Genomic DNA, 16,319 nt, shown 5'->3' with positions numbered 1-16,319 from the left:
CTCGTTAATTGGCCTAGTCATTCTAACGCGAACCGGACAAAAGGCCCAAGCTTGCGAGCGGTCCGCTGTTTATTCGAAACGCGCGTGAATTTCGGCGAAAAGCTCATCGACGATGCGATCCTCGGGGACTTTTCGCAGGGTTTCTCCCCCAGCGATGATTAGCCCGGTGCCAAGTCCGCACGCAACGCCGATGTCGGCGCCGCGCGCCTCGCCCGGGCCGTTGACGACACACCCCATGACGGCAACGGAAATGGGGGCCGAGATCTTCTGGAGTCTCTCCTCGACCTCGTTGGCGATCTCGATAAGGTTGACCTGGCACCTGCCGCAGGTGGGACAGCTTACGAGCTCCGGAGTGCGACGCCGCATACCGAGGGACTGCAGAAGCTCCCAGGCAACGGGAACCTCCTCGGTGGGCGGAGCGGTGAGGGAAAGGCGCATGGTGTCGCCAATACCCTCAGAGAGCAGCACGGAGAGCGCCGAGACGTTCTTAACCGTGCCCTGGCGAATGGTGCCCGCCTCCGTAACACCAAGATGGAGTGGCACATGAGGCAGGACTCGGGAAAGCTCGCGATTGGTGAGAATCGTCGCGGGAACGTCGTGGACCTTGGCGGAGAGAACGATGTCTCTGAAGCCGCGCTCCTCGAAATGCCGCACGAAGGAGACGGCGCTCTGGACAAGCTTCTCGGGTTGCGTCAGGTCTTCGCGCGCATCGATCTCCTTGTCGAGAGAGCCAGCGTTCACTCCGATGCGAATGGGGATTCCAGCCTCCCCTGCCGCGTCGATGACGGCATCCACACGATCGAAAGAGCCGATGTTTCCGGGATTGATGCGAATGCCGGCGGCACCACGACGCGCCGCCTCGATAGCAAAGCGGTGGTCGAAGTGCACGTCAGCAACGACGGGGATAGGCGACTCGGCGCACGTCTCGGCAAAGCCGTCGAGAGCATCAGCGTGCGGAATCGCAACGCGAACGATTTCACAGCCGAGGTCAACGAGGTCATGGATCTGCGCTAGCGTCGCTACGGGATCGGTCGTGGCGGTGGTGCACATGGATTGGACCGACACGGGAGCTCCCCCGCCAACAGGAACGTTGCCCACGTGCACCTGATGAGTGAGCTCCCTAGGAAGCGGGGCGGCCTGTTGGGACGGGAGTCGAAGGTCGAGCATGCTAACCTCCAAAGACAATTCGAACGATGTCCTGCTTCAAGACGAAGAAGAACAAGATCATTGCGAGAATAATGCCCAGGTAAGACAGGGCATTCTGAACGCGAATCGAGACATCCCTGCGAATAAGCAGCTGTATGACCTCGATGAGAAACTTTCCACCGTCAAGCGGAGGAATGGGAATGAGGTTCATGAATCCGAGCGAAAGCGAAATCGCCGCCAAGAGGAACAGAAAGTCTCTCGCACCCGACGCGGCCGCCTGAGACGCCATAACGGAAATGCCAACGACGGACGAAGACTGCGAGACAACCTCAGCAGTGTGGGCGGGTTGGAACAGCTGAGCAATATAGGACACCGTTGCCGTCACATAGTTGAGGGCGGCCTTAATAGAGTCGACAACACTTGGGTGCAACGTCGTAACGACGGCCGTGATGCCAAACTTTCCCGACTCAAGCGGGTTGTTAGCTGGGTCAACGGCACCTTCGAGTTGCTGGCCATCGCGATTGAATTCCACGGTGAAAGTCTGGCCAGACGCTAGGCACTCGTTGAGCTGGTCGCAAAGCTCCACCCAGGTGGAGACCGACGTCCCATTGACGGAGGAGATTCGATCGCCTTCGGTCAGACCGCATCGCTCGGCAAGCGAACCCACCTCGACGGACCCGATTTCCGGCACGTTTTCAACGACTTGGACTCCGCCGATCGAAAGGCAACCAACGACTAGAGCAATGCCAAGAACGACATTGACCGCGGGGCCTGCCACCAGGGTCAACACGCGAGCAAAGAACCCTTTGCCCTGATACGTCCGTGACCGCTCCTGCGCAAGGAACGCGTCGGCTCCACCATCAGGAAGGGCATGACTCTCCCCCGCCTTCGTAGAACCGGGGAGCGAGAAGTCGTGGCCTCGATCGAACGCAGTCAGCAGGTTCGCATCGCGCTCTACGGTCTGAACTTGCTCTGGCCATGTCTTTTGGCTTGGGTTTTCTCCAAGGCTCTCATCGTAGTACGGCTCTATAGACGCCCAATCAACCAGCACGGAAAGAACGTCGACGAGCTCATTCGTATCCATGGCAAGCTCTTCGGAGAGTTGAGAGATTTTGATGCGGCCGACACGCGCGACGGCGGAAAGAACCTCGGCAGCACGTGTGCCTGCAGGGCCATTCATGCCGCAAATGCGGTTGTATCCCCCAAGGAGAATGGGAGTAATGCCAATCTCCGTACCGCGCGTCCTACTCTTGTACGAAAGCTTGTAGCGACAAGGCATGCCGAGAAAGAATTCTGTTACGCGCATGTCGAAAGCCCTGGCGGCAAGAAAATGCCCTCCCTCATGAAGGAACACGAGTATCGAGAGAAGGAATATCCCCCAAATGGCTGCCGAGGCAAAAGATGAGAGCCAGCTCATACAAGCTCCGAGACAAGAGCACGAGCGCGACTGCGCGAAAGAGCGTCAACCTCGGCTATCTGTTCGAATGAGGAGAGCGGCTCGACCTCCGTCATCTCCATCACGCGCTCGACAACGCGATCGATGTCGCAGAATCCACAGGCGGCGTTTCTAAAGGCCTCGTTTGCCACCTCATTGGCTGCGTTCATCGCGCAGGGAAGCGTGCCCCCCGTACGGCCCGCCTCAAGCGCGAGGGAAAGACAGCGGAACGACTCGACATCAGGCGCGGCAAAGGTGAGGGGCTCGCTGGAGCGCCAATCCACGTGGGTGGCCGGGCTTTCCCAGCGCTCTGGATAGCTCAAAGCATATTGAATGGCGACTCTCATGTCTGAGGGGCCAAGCTGCGCCTTAACCGAGCCGTCCGAGAACTCGACGGCGGAATGTACCTTACTCTGCCTGTGAACGAGAACATTGATGTCGTCAATGGGAACATCGAAGAGATGATGCGCCTCGATGACCTCGAGCCCCTTGTTCATCAGGGTTGCGCAGTCGATGGTGATCTTAGATCCCATTTTCCACGTGGGGTGCGCGAGAGCTTGCGCCGCGGTGACATTTTCGAGCTGCTCGCGAGAACTGCCGAAAAAGGGGCCGCCAGAGCAGGTGAGCCAAATCTTCGAAAGGTCCTCGCGCCTCTCCCCAACGAGGCACTGGTAGATAGCGTTATGCTCGGAGTCGACGGGAAGAACCCTGCCCGGCTTAGCCATGGGCATGAGAAGGTCCCCGCCGATGACAAGGGCCTCCTTGTTTGCAGGCGCCCAAATCTTGCCGCAGCGAAGGGCCTCAGCGCTCGCCCAGATTCCAGCTTCGCCAACTACGGCAACGAGTACGCAATCGACGTCCGGAAGGCTGGCAAGACGCGTGACGGCGTCCTGGCCAAAACCGAGGTCGCATCCCTCGGGGAGCTCCTCGAGAATCGGATCGTCCTTGCGGGCCTCGTCTGCAACGGCAACATGGGGCACGCCAAATTCCCGAGCAACTTCTACAAGCCCCTTGCAGGAAGAGTTCACCGCGATGGCAGCAAGTTCCACCTTGTCAGGGTGCATGCGACAGATATCAAGCGTCTGGGTGCCAATAGACCCCGTGCAGCCCAAGAGGGCCAGGCGAGTCGGACGACGCCTTTCAAGGCTTGAGGACATCTCCTCGAAAATACTCACAGAATCCCTCCGATGTGAAGAACGAAATAGGCGGTCATGGTTGCAAATAGCATGGAATCCGAGCGATCCAAAAGACCTCCATGACCAGGAATTAGGTTCCCGGAGTCCTTTACTCCAACCGCGCGCTTGAGGCGGCTCTCAAAGAGGTCGCCGATGACGCCAGAAACGCCGCAGACAAGACCACCGATGAGTGCCAGGAGCAGTCTGATCCCACACACCTTTAGCGCGTAGAGAGCGATCCATGTCAGGCAGCTACCAAGAAGACCGCCCACAAAACCCTCCCAGCTCTTATTGGGAGAAATGCGGGGAGCCATCTTATGCTTTCCAAATTGCGACCCGAATATATATGCAGTGGCATCGTTAACCCAGACAGACCCCATGACGCCGAGCGTTAGGAGCGCGCCTTCAGTTCCAAGGTACGAAGCCCTGATAACGACGACAGATGAGAACAGCAGGCCCGTATAGGCTGCGCCGAAGACCGTAATCGCCGCATCAGAAATGCTAGCTCTAGGAGTGAGGACATACCAAGTGCCAGCTGCGAGCATGAGCAGGAGCGTAACTCCAGTCTGACCCTCAACGGAGACTAGCGCTGCAAGCGGATACAGAGCGGCGGCGGCTAGTCCGATAAACTCGTTAGGCATTCTGCCACCAAGACGAGCCATGCGGTAGAACTCAGACCCACAAAGCCATGACATAGCGGAAACGAGGAACATCGTGGGAACTCGACCCCAAAAGAGGCAGACGAGAATAATCGCGGCATAGAGAAGACCATACGTCGAGCGAGTGATGAACTTCTCAGCACTCGACCGAAAACGTTGGCTGCGAAGGCCACCGATGACGCGCGCGTCTTCGCGAGCCGCTCGTCTGCGCTCCATGGTGTCTGACACCTTATTGATGCCGACAGAGCTCTTGGATGGCATTTCCTTGTCGCGATGTTCTTCTGTAGACAATTAGGCCTTCACCCCGCCAAAGCGACGGTCTCGGCCCTGGAAAGCCTTAATGCCGCGAAGGAGTTCCCAGCGATCGAAATCTGGCCAGAGGGTGTCCGTGACATAGAACTCGCTGTAAGCAAGCTGCCAAAGAAGATAGTTGGAAAGTCGAAGTTCTCCGGAGGTTCGAATGAGAAGCTCCGGATCAGGAAGATCGGCGGTATAGAGCGAGGCCGCGACAGCACCCTCGTCGATATCCTCGATATTGATGTCTCCACTTGCCACGCGGGCCGCGAGAGTGCGGGCGGCACGGGCGAGCTCGGCTCTTGCGCCGTAGTTCACGGCAAGGGCGAGCACCATGCCCGTGTTGCCCGCTGTCTCAGCAAGACCCTCCTCGAAGACATCGCGCGTCTTCTCCGGAAGAGCCTCGATATCACCGAGGAATACAAGCCTGACGTTTTCCTGATGGAAAAGTGGGAGCTCCTTGAGAAGCGTGGTGGCGAACAGATGCATGAGGAGATCGACCTCATGCTGTGGACGCTTCCAGTTCTCGGTTGAGAACGCATATGCGGACAGAACATCAATCCCGAGTCGAACGCAAGCGGTGATGGTCTCGCGAAGACTGGAAACGCCCGCGATGTGACCCTCTCCCCTCTCCTTGCCCTGGCGGGTGGCCCAACGGCCATTGCCGTCCATGATTACAGAGATATGGCTGGGGAGATGGTCGAGATTGACATCAGACAGCGAGATGTCATCCGGTGCATCGGCAAAGTATTCGATCAGCTTCTGCTCGTCGCGCAGCACGTTCTGCTCCTCAAATAAGTGGTGGACAGGCTCCTAGATCTCCATTACCTCGGCTTCCTTAGCCTTGGTAGCCTCGTCGATCTTAGCGACGAACTCGTCAGTCAGCTTCTGGATGACAGCCTGCTCGCGACGGACGTCGTCCTCGGAGAGCTCCTCGTCACGCTCGAGCTTTGCGTTTGCCTCGCGACGGACATTGCGCACGGCAACACGAGCCTCCTCGGCGTAGGTGCGGCATTCTTTAGCGAGCTCCTTGCGACGCTCGCCCGTCGGCTTCGGGAACGGGAGGCGAATGACAACGCCGTCATTCGACGGAGTGATGCCGAGGTCAGACTGGGAGATGGCCTTCTCGATGGCGTTGAGGCTGCTCTTATCCCAGGGCTCGACGCAGAGCATGCTAGCCTCGGGAACCTTGACACCGGCAAGCTGCGTAACCGGGGTCGCCTGACCGTAATAATCAACCATGATGGAATCAAGGATGTGCGGGTTGGCGCGACCGGTACGAACGCGCGCGAAGTTGGCCTTAAGAGATTCGAGGCACTTGTCCATGCGCGTACGCGCGTTGTTGGTAATCTCGCTCATTAGTGGGTCTCCTCCCCATAGACGGTGGTACCAACCGGAAGCCCCTGGAGGGCATCGGCGAACACGTGCGGCTGGTCAATGTTGAACACGATCATAGACATGTTGTTATCGCTGCAAAGAGCCGTAGCGGTTGCATCCATAACCCTAAGATCGCGAGTAAGGACCTCACGATAAGTAATCTTGTCAAACTTCTTGGCCTCAGGGTGCTTCACGGGGTCTGCGTCGTAGATGCCGTCCACCTTGGTGGCCTTCATGAGGCAGTCAGCATCAATCTCGCAGGCGCGCAGAGCAGCTGCGGTGTCCGTCGTGAAATACGGGTTGCCGGAACCGGCCGCGAAGATTGCGATATAGCCCTTCTCGAGGTGCTTGATTGCACGACGACGAATGTAGGGCTCGCACACCTCATCCATCTTGATGGCACTCATCACGCGCGTAGTCATGCCGTGACGCTCGAAGCTGTCCTGAAGGGCAAGGGCGTTCATGACAGTGGCGAGCATGCCCATATAGTCTGCCTGGGCTCGATCCATTCCGCCAGCGGCACCAGATACGCCACGGAAGATGTTACCTCCACCAACGACGATGCCAATCTCGATGCCATCATCGTGGATGAGCTTAATCTCCTCAGCAAGGTGGTCGACGACCTTGGGGTCTACGCCATAGACGCCGCCACCCATAAGGGCCTCACCAGAGAGCTTGAGCAACACGCGCTTGTACTTATAGTCCGTCAAGGAGACTTCCCTTCCTCAAGGTGTCGATTCTTATTGATTCTAGCAGAGGGTAATTACGCGGTTCCCACCAATTACAGGAGCACTAGACATGCAAATGGGCCCGACACCTTATGGTGCCGGGCCCAAAAATCAAAGCTAAGCTAAAAGCTACTCGCCGAAGGTGAAGCGATCGAAGGCAACGACCTCGATGGAGTCACCGAGCTCCTTGCCAACCTTCTCAGCGTACTGACGGATGGTGATGTCGCCATCCTTGATGAAGGCCTGCTCGGAGAGGACGGACTCACCGTAGAACTTGTTGAGACGACCCTCGGCAATCTTGACCTGAATGGCCTCGGGCTTACCGGACTCGGCAGCCTGAGCCTTGTAGATGCTCATCTCGTGCTCGACGATCTCGGCGGGAACGTCCTCGCGGCGAGCGGAGATGGCACCGGCAGCGGCGACCTGCATCGCGACGTCGTGAGCGAAGGTCTTGAAGGAAGCGGCCTCGGCGGTCTCCGGCTTAGAGAAGGAGAACTCGACGATGGTGGCAAGCTTGCCGTTGGCGTGGACGTAGGAGCCGAAGGTGCCGGCCTCAACCTCGCGACGGGCGAAGCGAGCGATCTTCATGTTCTCGCCCATGGTGTGAATCATCTCGGTGAGAGCAGCGTCGACGGTCTCGTTAGTGGAGAACTCGGCGGCCTTCAGAGCCTCGTCGTCGGCCGGGTTGACCTTGGCGACAACAGCGGCGACGTTCTTGGCGAAGCCGGTGAACTTGGTGTTGCCACCGACGAAGTCGGTCTCGCAGGTGACCTCGACGAGAGCGGCAACCTTGCCGTCCTCGGAGACATAGGCAGCGACGGTGCCCTCGTTGGTCTCACGGCCGGCCTTCTTGACGGCCTTGGCCATACCCATCTTACGGAGAACGTCGACGGCCTTCTCGATGTCACCATCGGCCTCGACGAGGGCCTTCTTGCACTCCATCATCGGGGAATCGGTCATCTCGCGGAGCTGCTTGACGAGCGCGGCGGTGATCTGAGCCATGTTTAGCCTCTCTCTATCTACCTGCACATGCAGGATGTCTGACTTTACGTACGGGCGCCGCCCAACAAGTGGACGGCGCCCCCAAATCCTATGGTGCTACGCGAAAGGGATATCCCTACTCGGCAGCGGGCGCCTCGACAGCCGGGGTGGTGGTACCAGCGGCCATCTCCTCAGCGGTAATCTGCTCCTTGCCGGTGCCAGCAAGGATGGCGTCAGCGACGAGCTCGGTCATGAGGGCGACAGAGCGAATGGCATCGTCGTTCGCGGGGATGCCGAAGTCGACGACATCCGGGTCAGAGTTGGTGTCGAGGAGAGCGACGACCGGGATGTGAAGACGGTTGGCCTCGCGGATGGCGAGCTCCTCGCGCTTGGAATCGATGACGAAGAGAGCGGCAGGAAGCTGCTTCATATCACGAACGCCACCGAGGTTGCGCTGAAGCTTCTCGAGCTCCTTGGTGAGAACGCTCTGCTCCTTCTTGCCACGAGCGGCCATGCGGCCGTCCTCGACCATGGCCTCGAGCTCCTCCATACGATCGATGCGGGAGCGCATGGTCACGAAGTTGGTCAGCACGCCGCCGAGCCAACGCTGGTTGATGTAGGGCATGTCGCAGCGAGCAGCCTGCGTGGCGACGGGCTCCTGAGCCTGCTTCTTGGTGCCGACGAAGAGGACCTTGCCGCCCTTGGCAGCGGTCTCCTTGAGGAACGTGTAAGCCTTATCGGCATCCATGATAGTCTGCTTGAGGTCAAGGATGTAAATGCCGTTGCGCTCACCGAAGATGTACGGCTTCATCTTGGGGTTCCAACGACGGGTCTGGTGACCGTAGTGGCAACCGGCCTCGAGCAGGGTGTTAAGATTAATCTTGACTGCCATGGTGCTACCTTTCTTTGGTTTCGCCTCCGCGCCGGTCATCCCGTCTAGCCACCCGTGTTTCACGGGCACCGTGGCCTTTTGGTCGCGACGCGTGTGATTTGACGCTGGCTTCTGCACAGCGATTGGACAGTGTACCAGCGAACAAGCATTAACGCAAGGCCTAATTAGATTCCGACCTTGGGTGGGCCTGGAGCGCCGCTTCCTTCAGCCGCTCAATTGACAGGTGGGTATAGATCTGGGTTGTTGACAGGCTCTCGTGACCAAGCAGCTCCTGGACACTTCTAAGATCGGCCCCACCGTCGAGAAGCTCAGTGGCGAATGTATGGCGCATCGCATGGGGCGTAAAGCTTGGATCGAGACCGGCTATCTCAACTAGGTTCTCGAATCGTTTCCGTAGGGCGGCAGCGCTCATTCGTTTACCTTGTTTGGTAAGAAACAATGCGCTGGTCCTGACCTTACCCGACGCGGCAAGTTCCGCGCGAGACGTCAGAAGATACTGCTCGACTGCCTCGGCGCTCTTCGCATAGATGGGAACGACCCTTTCTTTTGACCCCTTACCAAATAGGCGCACTTGCCGTTGAGCTAAGTCGATATCGTGTACGTCAAGCCCACTAGCCTCGGAGATTCGAGCTCCTGTGGCATAGAGGAGCTCGATCATTGCCCTGTCTCGAATCCCCGCCGCATCTGAGCCGCAGGCTTCAAGCAGCCTGAGGACATCACCGTCCCTCATCGTCTTCGGGAGCCGCTTTGCAATCTTGGGACTCGAAACCGTTGCAGGCGCATCTTCGTCCGTGTATCCACGGCTTACAAGCCACCGATATAACGTGCGCACCGAAGAGAGATGACGGTTCTGCGTGGTGGTTGCATAGCCCGCGGCAGATAGCTCGGCTATCCAGGCACGAACCTCGCGGTGAGTGACATGCATGGGGTCTATGCCTTCACGACGCGCCCAGTCTAAATAGGCCCCAAGGTCAATCTCGTAAGCCCGAACTGTGTTTGGCGAAAGGTTCCTCACCTCACGCAGGTATGAGCAGAACTCCCTCGCTCGAGACTCGAACTCATTTTGAGATCGCTCCCTATCCGCTGTCATTGCGCGCTCAGGCAAAAAGATCAGGCCTTTCGAGGAGATACGCACGAAGATCGGAAAGGGCGCGCTCAGAATAACGAGCGTAACGCTCCCGCTTCTTCATGCGCGGGCCCTCAATTGGCGGCACTATTCCAAAATTGACGTGCATGGGCTGATAGGGAGAGGTTAAGGGATCGGTGGCGTATGCCACCAGAGATCCGAAGGCACCCGTTCGCGGAAGCTCAACATTTTCGGCTCCCTTGAGATCCGCGTACGTATTTAGCGCAGCAAGAAGCCCCGAAGCAATTGCCTCCGTGTATCCCTCAGTCCCGCAAATCTGACCGGCAAACCTGACTCTTGTGCCAGGAGCGGCAAACGTGTTATCGAGGGCGCGCGGGGAGTCAATAAACGAATTCCTGTGCATGACCCCGTAACGGAAGAACTCGGCAGATTCGAGGCCCGGAATCATGCGGAACACGCGCTTCTGCTCTGGCCAGGTGAGGTTCGTCTGGAAGCCGACGAGGTTATAGGCTGTATGATTGGAGTTTTCCGGACGAAGTTGCACAACGGCCCACGGGCGACGGCCGGTCCGAGGGTCAGTAAGACCGACCGGCTTCATCGCGCCATAGCGAGCGGCATCAACACCCGTGCGAGCGACTTCTTCCACGGGTTGACAAGCACAGAACAGGTCACGCTGTTCGAAGTCCCTCGCAACCACCCTCTCGGCAGCAAGCAGGGCGTCAATGAACGCCTCGTACTCTGCTTTGTCCATGGGGCAGTTAAGGTAATCTCCCTCGCCTGTCTCCTCGTATCGCGATTGAGAGAAGACGATAGAGCGGTCTATAGTCTCAGCGTCAACGATGGGAGCGGCGGCATCGAAAAAGGAAAGTGAGCCGCCGCCCACCAGCTCAGATACGCTACTTGCGAGCGCATCGGAGCAGAGCGGACCTGCGGCAATAACGCAGGGACCCTCCGGAATCGAAGTCACCTCGCCACGAACCACCTCAATAAGGTCTGAGGAACCAATGCGTTCGCCCACGAGCCTCGAAAACAAATCCCTGTCGACAGCCAGGGCACCACCGGCAGGGACGGCAGCCTGATGAGCGCAATCAAGAAGCTCGCAGCCCATCTCACCAAGCTCCGCCTTGAGGAGCCCGGCAGCCGAGTCCACGCGGGTCGCCTTGAGCGAGTTTGAGCAAACGAGCTCAGCCATACCATCAGTGTGATGGGCAGCCGTCGTAGAAAGGGGCCTCTGCTCGCAAAGGCGAACCCTCACGCCCCTTTTGGCAAGCTGCAAGGCACACTCGCAGCCCGCAAGGCCAGCACCAACAACCGTTACCGTCTCAAACTCGCTCATGTCTCTCCTTACCCGGGCGTAGCCGGAACATCAGTGTCTGACATTTTGCCCTAGATACGAGTCTTCCGTTGGCGCGAATCTGCCATCCATCAATCTCGTGACAAGACCCATGGCTTCGCGTTCGGCAAGAAGCGCAAGCGTTGAGGGCAAATCGAGGTCAATCAAGCGTGAGATCTCATCCGGAAGCATGGGATTGGCCACGAGTGCGTCGAGGAGCGCTCCCCTCTCCTTGGGCTTTGGCTCCCCGCTCATTCTTAGTCGTCCATAGTCGAGGGCAATTAGGGCCTCGAGAGATTCCTCATCCACGACGATAGCGGCACCGGACTCTATCAGCCAATTGGTTCCGGATGAGTTTGCTGAGAATATCGAGCCCGGAATGGCGTATACACGACGACCGAGATCTGCCGCCTGTGTCGCAGTGCCAAAAGTACCGGAAGGCCTGCCAGCCTCGCAGACGATAAGAGACCGCGAAAGTGCCGCTATGGCGCGATTTCGCTTGAGAAACGTCCATCTCGTTGGAGGGCAACCCCAATGCTCGACCGACACCACGCAGCCTCCCGTCTCAAGGGCACGGCAAAATAGCTTTTCGCTAGACCTTGGATAGACGACATCCGCACCGCATCCTGGTATGACAACGGTTTTGCCGCCCGCCTCGACCGCTGCTGTACCGGCAATGCAATCACAGCCGATAGCTCCCCCCGACACCACAGTGATGCCAGATTCCGCCGCCACGCGCGCAGCCATCTTGGCGCAAGTTTCTCCATAGGGAGTCGCTTTTCTTGCTCCGATTACAGATAGGCAGTCTCCAAGCAGGACATCGGGATCCCCATAGCCTCTGAGTGTGGGCGCATCCTTGCCCAGGTCCAGAAGACTCGCAGGGTAGGAGCTGTCATCCGGCGACAACTCCCAAGAACGGAATCCCGCACGACAAGCCGCGTAATCAACGACCGGCATGATGGCCTCCCGTTTCGAAGCGGCACCTAAAAGCGCATGCCTCGGCAACGTGAACTGACGTCACGCACTCTGATTGCGAGAGATCCGCAATCGTTCGAGCAACCCGCGCGGTTCTTGTTATGGCTCTCCCTCCAAGAGCAAGTCGCTCCGACATCGTTTCGAGAAGCGAGGCGGCGCTCGCGTCCAAGGCGCAGGAGGCGACATCTATATCAACAGTAGCTCCGTCTCTTTTCGCCCTTCTCCAGCTTGAGAAGTCTCGAGCCCCCACAACTTGCTCCAGCATTTCATTTGACCCCAATCCCTCGGAACCCTTGATGACTCGAGCGGCAGCCGGTCTCTGCACGTCAACGAAGACATCGATGCGATCCATGAGCGCACCACCGATTCTTCCCTGATAGCGCGCTATTTCTTGTGGAGTGCATGTACATGCCCTACCCCTATCGCCAGCGTGACCACAAGGACAGGGGTTTGAAGCCGCTATGAGCTGAAACGCGCAGGGAAAGCTATATGACCCCTCCGCACGGACGAGCCTAACCTCCCTATCCTCCATGGGCTGCCTAAGCGCCTGAAGGACCGACGGAGAAAACTCGGGAAGCTCGTCCAAAAAGAGGACTCCGCGATGTGCGAGCGAGGCCTCGCCCGGTCTAACTGGATTGCCTCCGCCAACAAGACCTGCTCTTGACACCGAGTGATGAGGAGAGCGAAATGGCCTATAGCCAGCAGAAACATCTTCAATTGACTCACCGCAGACGGAATGCACGAGTAGAGCCTCAAGGCGTTCCGCCTCGTCAAGCTCAGGAAGAATCGAAGGCATGCGACGAGCGAGCATCGTCTTTCCAGACCCGGGAGGGCCCATCATGAGCATGCCGTGACCTCCCGCCGCGGCAATTACTAGGGCGCGTTTCGCAGCCTCTTGGTCCACGACGTCCGAATAGTCAAGAGAGTGTCTAGCTCGAGTCCCTGGCAAATTAACAGGTGCCGAATCAATGAGTCGAGACACACCGAGACGAACCTGCGACAAAGCCGATATTTCCTTAGGAGCAATGCCCCCAACGCTAGCGCAATCCTTCACAAGGGCCGGGGCGCCAACAAGAGTCAATCCAAGCTCTCTCGCGAGAAGAGCGTAGGCGATGCCGCCACGGACCGAGCTTACGTCTCCGGATAGGCCAAGCTCTCCGACGAAGAGACAGGAATCAAGATCCGCCTTCGGCATCTGTCCACTGGCACCGAGTGTGGCCACGGCTATCGCGAGGTCAAGGCCCGTTCCGCTCTTACGCAGGTCGCTCGGCGCAAGGTTCACCGTGATGTGAAGGCGTGGCATCTCGAAATTGCTTTCGCGAAACGCGCAACGTATGCGATGCCTCGCTTCAAGAACAGCAGAATCCGGCATGCCGACAATCGTCATACCGGGAATGCCTCCGGCAAGATCGACCTCAACCGTTACGGGAATGGCTTCGAGTCCCTTAAGTGTCGCGCCCCTGACGGCGTAGCTCGACATCAGAAATCGTCCAGAAGAATGGACTTAAGGTAATGCATGTGCGCAGAGTCCGGACCTGTCAGGGTTACGCCAGCCACGTCAATTCGAACGTGATCGACCTCCGGATTTTGCCCAAGATAGATATCGACCATGCGACGATACCGAGCAAGCTTGGCAGAATCCACCGCCTGCTCTGGGATGAGATCTGGACCACCGCAAGATAACCTCGTTTTCACCTCAACAAAGACGCGCTCGCCGCTATCGTCGGCGATAATATCCGCCTCGCCAGCGGAACAGCGCCAGTTACGCTCGAGGACATCCATCCCGTGAGCTCCTAGCCAACTGGCACATAGATACTCCCCCAAACGTCCGACTTCGTTTTGCTTGAGCTCGTTGTATGCAAGTTCCGTTAGACCCATGGGTATCTCCCTTCCAAGAAAACGGCTTGGAAGGGAGGATGGCGGATGGACCAAACAAAAATGGGTACCGAGTCAGACGGGAACCTGACAGCGCAGCTAGAAGAGTCGAGCCGTCTCCAAGAAATTTTGGCAGAAGCTGGCACGATGAATGGGCGTGAGCCCATGCTCCCGAATTGCGGCAATATGCTCGGACGATGCATATCCCTTGGACTCCGCCAGATGATATCCGGGATACTGGGAGTCCAGCTCGACCATTAAATCATCACGAGTCACCTTAGCGACGATGCTCGCGGCCGCGATACAAGCCACGCGAGCATCACCCTTCACCAAGGTCTTCTCCTTTGGGTGAATATGAAGCGGGTTGCCATCAATCAAAACCGCATCAGGTTCGATCCCGGTGTCTTCAATGGCACCAAGCATGGCCTCCCTGATGGCTTTTGCCATCCCGACCTCGTCGATATGGGCAGGCGAGATATGACATATGCCAATCGCCTGGGCAACCGAACGAATCTTGCCCGAAAGCTCGCGCCGTTTCGCAGGGGTCAGCTGCTTGGAGTCATTAATACCCCAGACCTTTGGATCGTCCGGTAGGGCCACGGCACAAACCGTAAGAGGACCGGCAACGGAACCTCGACCGACCTCGTCAAGGCCGAGGACGACACCGTCTCCCCCAAGCTCGCGCATCAGACCGTACATTCCCTCGACGCGCACCCTCTCGGCACGCTGCTTTTCCACGCGCCTCTGAGCTACGCCACAAGCTCGACGAACCTGAGCCCTGGGGTCCTCAGCATACCGGGTTAGAAGAGCTTCAAGCTCGTCTTCGGTCGCGTCAGCCAACGTCGCGGCTATTTCGGCGGCAGTTGCGGGATGAGTCTTACCGAGGGCCATGCTTCCTCCAGATAAAAAGAAGGAGCCGCCCCGATGAACGGAACGGCTCCCCAACGCGCAAAACGAAGAAACTAGTCGCGCTTCTCGCGAATACGGGCGGCCTTGCCGACACGATCGCGGAGGTAGAAGAGCTTGGCGCGACGGACGTCACCGTGACGGACGACCTCAAGCTTGGCGATCTTGGGCGAGTGAAGCGGGAAAGTACGCTCGACGCCGACACCGAAGGAGATCTTACGGACGGTGAAGGTCTCACGAGAAGAGCCACCGCTCATACGGATGACGTCGCCCTCGAAGACCTGGATGCGCTCGCGGTCACCCTCCTTAATGCGGTAGTGAACCTTGACGTGATCGCCAGGGATGACCGTGGGGATATCCTCACGAATCTGCTGACGCTCGATAGCGCGAATGTAATCCATGATGTTTCCTTGTCTCTCTTGCCCAGAGGTACCGCGACCACTCGAGGTACATGGGGTTTACACACGAAGGAGTAGTATAGCGAAGCGGCGATGAGCTCGCAACATTAAAGTTGCAGCCATCGCCGCTCCACCTCAAAAATAATTGGGAAGCAAACCTGGATTACGAGTTAGATGCTCTCGATCCTTGCAATAATGTCCGCACCAAGCTCTTCCACAGTCTTTTGTTCCGCGTTGAGACAGACGCAACCGAGGTCATCCATCCTCTTAGCCGCATAGACCTGCGCTTCCTCGACCTCCGCCATGACCTCATTGGCGTCCTTGTCCGCTGCAGAGCGCAGGCGAACCTCGACGAGGGCATCAAGGGAATTGACGAGGCCAAACACACGCTTGTGGTCAACCTGCGAGAGTTCCTGCGGAAGATCGACACCCGGGTCGAGCGGGAGGTTTGCAACCTTATACCCAAGGAACGAGAGATGCATGGCCAGAGGCGTCTTTGCCGATCCCGTAAGGCCGACGAGAATGACGTCAGCCTCGGGAAGGTCCTGAGAGTTCTTTCCATCATCGTGGTTGAAGAAGAACTCCATAGCATCGACGCGTCGCTTGTAGCGGGCATCGACAGTGTGATGGGCGCGAGCCTGATTCTTGGGCTTTTCCTCAGTCAATCCGGCAAGAAGCTGAACGACGGGACCAAGAATATCGACAGAGAGAATGCCGCGAGCGTTGAGGTCGTTCCTAACCTTCCTACGAAGCATTGGGTCAACGATCGAGTGGAACACGGCCGTGGAGACATACTCCTCTTCGTGCTCATCGAGGTAGTTGTTCACGTCTTCGGCGCTTTCGATCTGAGAGAGCCTGACCACGCGCACGGCACCGTCGCTGAACTGAGCCGCAGCAGAGAGCACGACGTTATTCGCGGACTCGCCGAGAGAATCGGAGACGACGAAGACGACGGCGGCGTCATCGCGAGCCTCGTCGCCGAACTGATCAAACGTTACGTTCAATTCGAACCCTCCTAACCACGGTTGATGGGACAATCCTACCCCTCGCCGCCGGCA

17 protein-coding genes are annotated in these 16,319 nt (G+C 58.0%); all 17 read right to left on the bottom strand.

Annotated elements, in window-relative coordinates:
• Positions 1-69: 69 nt before the first annotated feature.
• The 17 genes from ispG to ABCN07_RS01565 all read right to left on the bottom strand — a co-directional run bounded on the left by ispG (position 70) and on the right by ABCN07_RS01565 (position 16,265).
• Positions 70-1,167 carry a flavodoxin-dependent (E)-4-hydroxy-3-methylbut-2-enyl-diphosphate synthase gene (gene ispG / locus ABCN07_RS01645; RefSeq protein ID WP_343005107.1) on the bottom strand — a complete coding sequence of 366 codons (1,098 nt, stop codon included), beginning with the start codon at positions 1,165-1,167 and terminating at the stop codon, positions 70-72.
• Between the two features lies 1 nt (position 1,168).
• On the bottom strand, positions 1,169-2,563 hold the full coding sequence (locus ABCN07_RS01640; protein WP_343005106.1) for a site-2 protease family protein: 1,395 nt from the start codon (positions 2,561-2,563) through the stop codon (positions 1,169-1,171).
• A complete protein-coding gene (gene dxr / locus ABCN07_RS01635; RefSeq protein ID WP_343005105.1) occupies positions 2,560-3,756 on the bottom strand; it encodes a 1-deoxy-D-xylulose-5-phosphate reductoisomerase in 1,197 nt (398 codons plus the stop codon). Before dxr ends, ABCN07_RS01640 begins: the two co-directional genes overlap by 4 nt.
• The gene (locus ABCN07_RS01630) at positions 3,753-4,631 is read right to left on the bottom strand and encodes a phosphatidate cytidylyltransferase (RefSeq protein WP_343005104.1); all 879 of its coding nucleotides are present in this window, start codon (positions 4,629-4,631) and stop codon (positions 3,753-3,755) included. The genes dxr and ABCN07_RS01630 overlap by 4 nt, the downstream gene beginning before the upstream one ends.
• 75 nt (positions 4,632-4,706) lie before the next feature.
• On the bottom strand, positions 4,707-5,489 hold the full coding sequence (locus ABCN07_RS01625) for an isoprenyl transferase (RefSeq protein WP_343005103.1): 783 nt from the start codon (positions 5,487-5,489) through the stop codon (positions 4,707-4,709).
• A gap of 33 nt (positions 5,490-5,522) precedes the next feature.
• Positions 5,523-6,068: a ribosome recycling factor gene (frr, locus tag ABCN07_RS01620; RefSeq protein ID WP_293845157.1), complete on the bottom strand. Its 546-nt coding sequence runs from the start codon at positions 6,066-6,068 to the stop codon at positions 5,523-5,525.
• Complete coding sequence (gene pyrH, locus ABCN07_RS01615; protein WP_343005102.1) at positions 6,068-6,796, bottom strand: UMP kinase; 729 nt, start codon at positions 6,794-6,796, stop codon at positions 6,068-6,070. The genes frr and pyrH overlap by 1 nt, the downstream gene beginning before the upstream one ends.
• A gap of 147 nt (positions 6,797-6,943) precedes the next feature.
• Entirely contained in the window at positions 6,944-7,816 is an 873-nt protein-coding gene (gene tsf, locus ABCN07_RS01610; protein WP_343005101.1) for a translation elongation factor Ts, read from the bottom strand.
• Between the two features lie 115 nt (positions 7,817-7,931).
• Complete coding sequence (gene rpsB / locus ABCN07_RS01605; protein ID WP_343005100.1) at positions 7,932-8,687, bottom strand: 30S ribosomal protein S2; 756 nt, start codon at positions 8,685-8,687, stop codon at positions 7,932-7,934.
• Between the two features lie 160 nt (positions 8,688-8,847).
• Positions 8,848-9,777 (bottom strand): tyrosine recombinase XerC, encoded by a 930-nt coding sequence (locus ABCN07_RS01600; RefSeq protein WP_343005099.1) that lies wholly within the window; start codon positions 9,775-9,777, stop codon positions 8,848-8,850.
• Positions 9,778-9,784: 7 nt separating this feature from the next.
• Positions 9,785-11,110: a methylenetetrahydrofolate--tRNA-(uracil(54)-C(5))-methyltransferase (FADH(2)-oxidizing) TrmFO gene (gene trmFO / locus ABCN07_RS01595; protein WP_343005098.1), complete on the bottom strand. Its 1,326-nt coding sequence runs from the start codon at positions 11,108-11,110 to the stop codon at positions 9,785-9,787.
• A 30-nt stretch (positions 11,111-11,140) separates the two neighbouring features.
• A complete protein-coding gene (locus tag ABCN07_RS01590) occupies positions 11,141-12,064 on the bottom strand; it encodes a DNA-protecting protein DprA (RefSeq protein ID WP_343005097.1) in 924 nt (307 codons plus the stop codon).
• A complete protein-coding gene (locus tag ABCN07_RS01585) occupies positions 12,051-13,562 on the bottom strand; it encodes a YifB family Mg chelatase-like AAA ATPase (RefSeq protein WP_343005096.1) in 1,512 nt (503 codons plus the stop codon). The genes ABCN07_RS01590 and ABCN07_RS01585 overlap by 14 nt, the downstream gene beginning before the upstream one ends.
• On the bottom strand, positions 13,562-13,960 hold the full coding sequence (locus tag ABCN07_RS01580) for a YraN family protein (RefSeq protein WP_343005095.1): 399 nt from the start codon (positions 13,958-13,960) through the stop codon (positions 13,562-13,564). The genes ABCN07_RS01585 and ABCN07_RS01580 overlap by 1 nt, the downstream gene beginning before the upstream one ends.
• A gap of 96 nt (positions 13,961-14,056) precedes the next feature.
• Positions 14,057-14,848 carry a ribonuclease HII gene (locus ABCN07_RS01575; RefSeq protein ID WP_343005094.1) on the bottom strand — a complete coding sequence of 264 codons (792 nt, stop codon included), beginning with the start codon at positions 14,846-14,848 and terminating at the stop codon, positions 14,057-14,059.
• A gap of 71 nt (positions 14,849-14,919) precedes the next feature.
• On the bottom strand, positions 14,920-15,264 hold the full coding sequence (gene rplS, locus ABCN07_RS01570; protein WP_126421912.1) for a 50S ribosomal protein L19: 345 nt from the start codon (positions 15,262-15,264) through the stop codon (positions 14,920-14,922).
• Between the two features lie 167 nt (positions 15,265-15,431).
• Positions 15,432-16,265, bottom strand: coding sequence for a kinase/pyrophosphorylase (locus ABCN07_RS01565; protein ID WP_343005093.1), 834 nt, complete (start codon positions 16,263-16,265; stop codon positions 15,432-15,434).
• Positions 16,266-16,319: the final 54 nt, after the last annotated feature.

Source organism: Collinsella sp. 1033st1_E11_1033SCRN_220408 (genome assembly GCF_039062465.1).
Taxonomy (GTDB): domain Bacteria; phylum Actinomycetota; class Coriobacteriia; order Coriobacteriales; family Atopobiaceae; genus Parolsenella.
This window is presented reverse-complemented; position numbering and strand designations above follow the sequence as displayed.

Bases quoted from the DNA above. Each gene is read 5' to 3' on its own strand.
- ispG (WP_343005107.1), bottom strand. From the start codon at position 1,167: ATGCTCGACCTTCGACTCCCGTCCCAACAGGCCGCCCCGCTTCCTAGG.
- ABCN07_RS01640 (WP_343005106.1), bottom strand. From the start codon at position 2,563: ATGAGCTGGCTCTCATCTTTTGCCTCGGCAGCCATTTGGGGGATATTC.
- ABCN07_RS01630 (WP_343005104.1), bottom strand. From the start codon at position 4,631: ATGGAGCGCAGACGAGCGGCTCGCGAAGACGCGCGCGTCATCGGTGGC.
- frr (WP_293845157.1), bottom strand. From the start codon at position 6,068: ATGAGCGAGATTACCAACAACGCGCGTACGCGCATGGACAAGTGCCTC.
- tsf (WP_343005101.1), bottom strand. From the start codon at position 7,816: ATGGCTCAGATCACCGCCGCGCTCGTCAAGCAGCTCCGCGAGATGACC.
- rpsB (WP_343005100.1), bottom strand. From the start codon at position 8,687: ATGGCAGTCAAGATTAATCTTAACACCCTGCTCGAGGCCGGTTGCCAC.
- ABCN07_RS01600 (WP_343005099.1), bottom strand. From the start codon at position 9,777: ATGACAGCGGATAGGGAGCGATCTCAAAATGAGTTCGAGTCTCGAGCG.
- trmFO (WP_343005098.1), bottom strand. From the start codon at position 11,110: ATGAGCGAGTTTGAGACGGTAACGGTTGTTGGTGCTGGCCTTGCGGGC.
- ABCN07_RS01590 (WP_343005097.1), bottom strand. From the start codon at position 12,064: ATGCCGGTCGTTGATTACGCGGCTTGTCGTGCGGGATTCCGTTCTTGG.
- ABCN07_RS01585 (WP_343005096.1), bottom strand. From the start codon at position 13,562: ATGTCGAGCTACGCCGTCAGGGGCGCGACACTTAAGGGACTCGAAGCC.
- ABCN07_RS01580 (WP_343005095.1), bottom strand. From the start codon at position 13,960: ATGGGTCTAACGGAACTTGCATACAACGAGCTCAAGCAAAACGAAGTC.
- ABCN07_RS01575 (WP_343005094.1), bottom strand. From the start codon at position 14,848: ATGGCCCTCGGTAAGACTCATCCCGCAACTGCCGCCGAAATAGCCGCG.
- rplS (WP_126421912.1), bottom strand. From the start codon at position 15,264: ATGGATTACATTCGCGCTATCGAGCGTCAGCAGATTCGTGAGGATATC.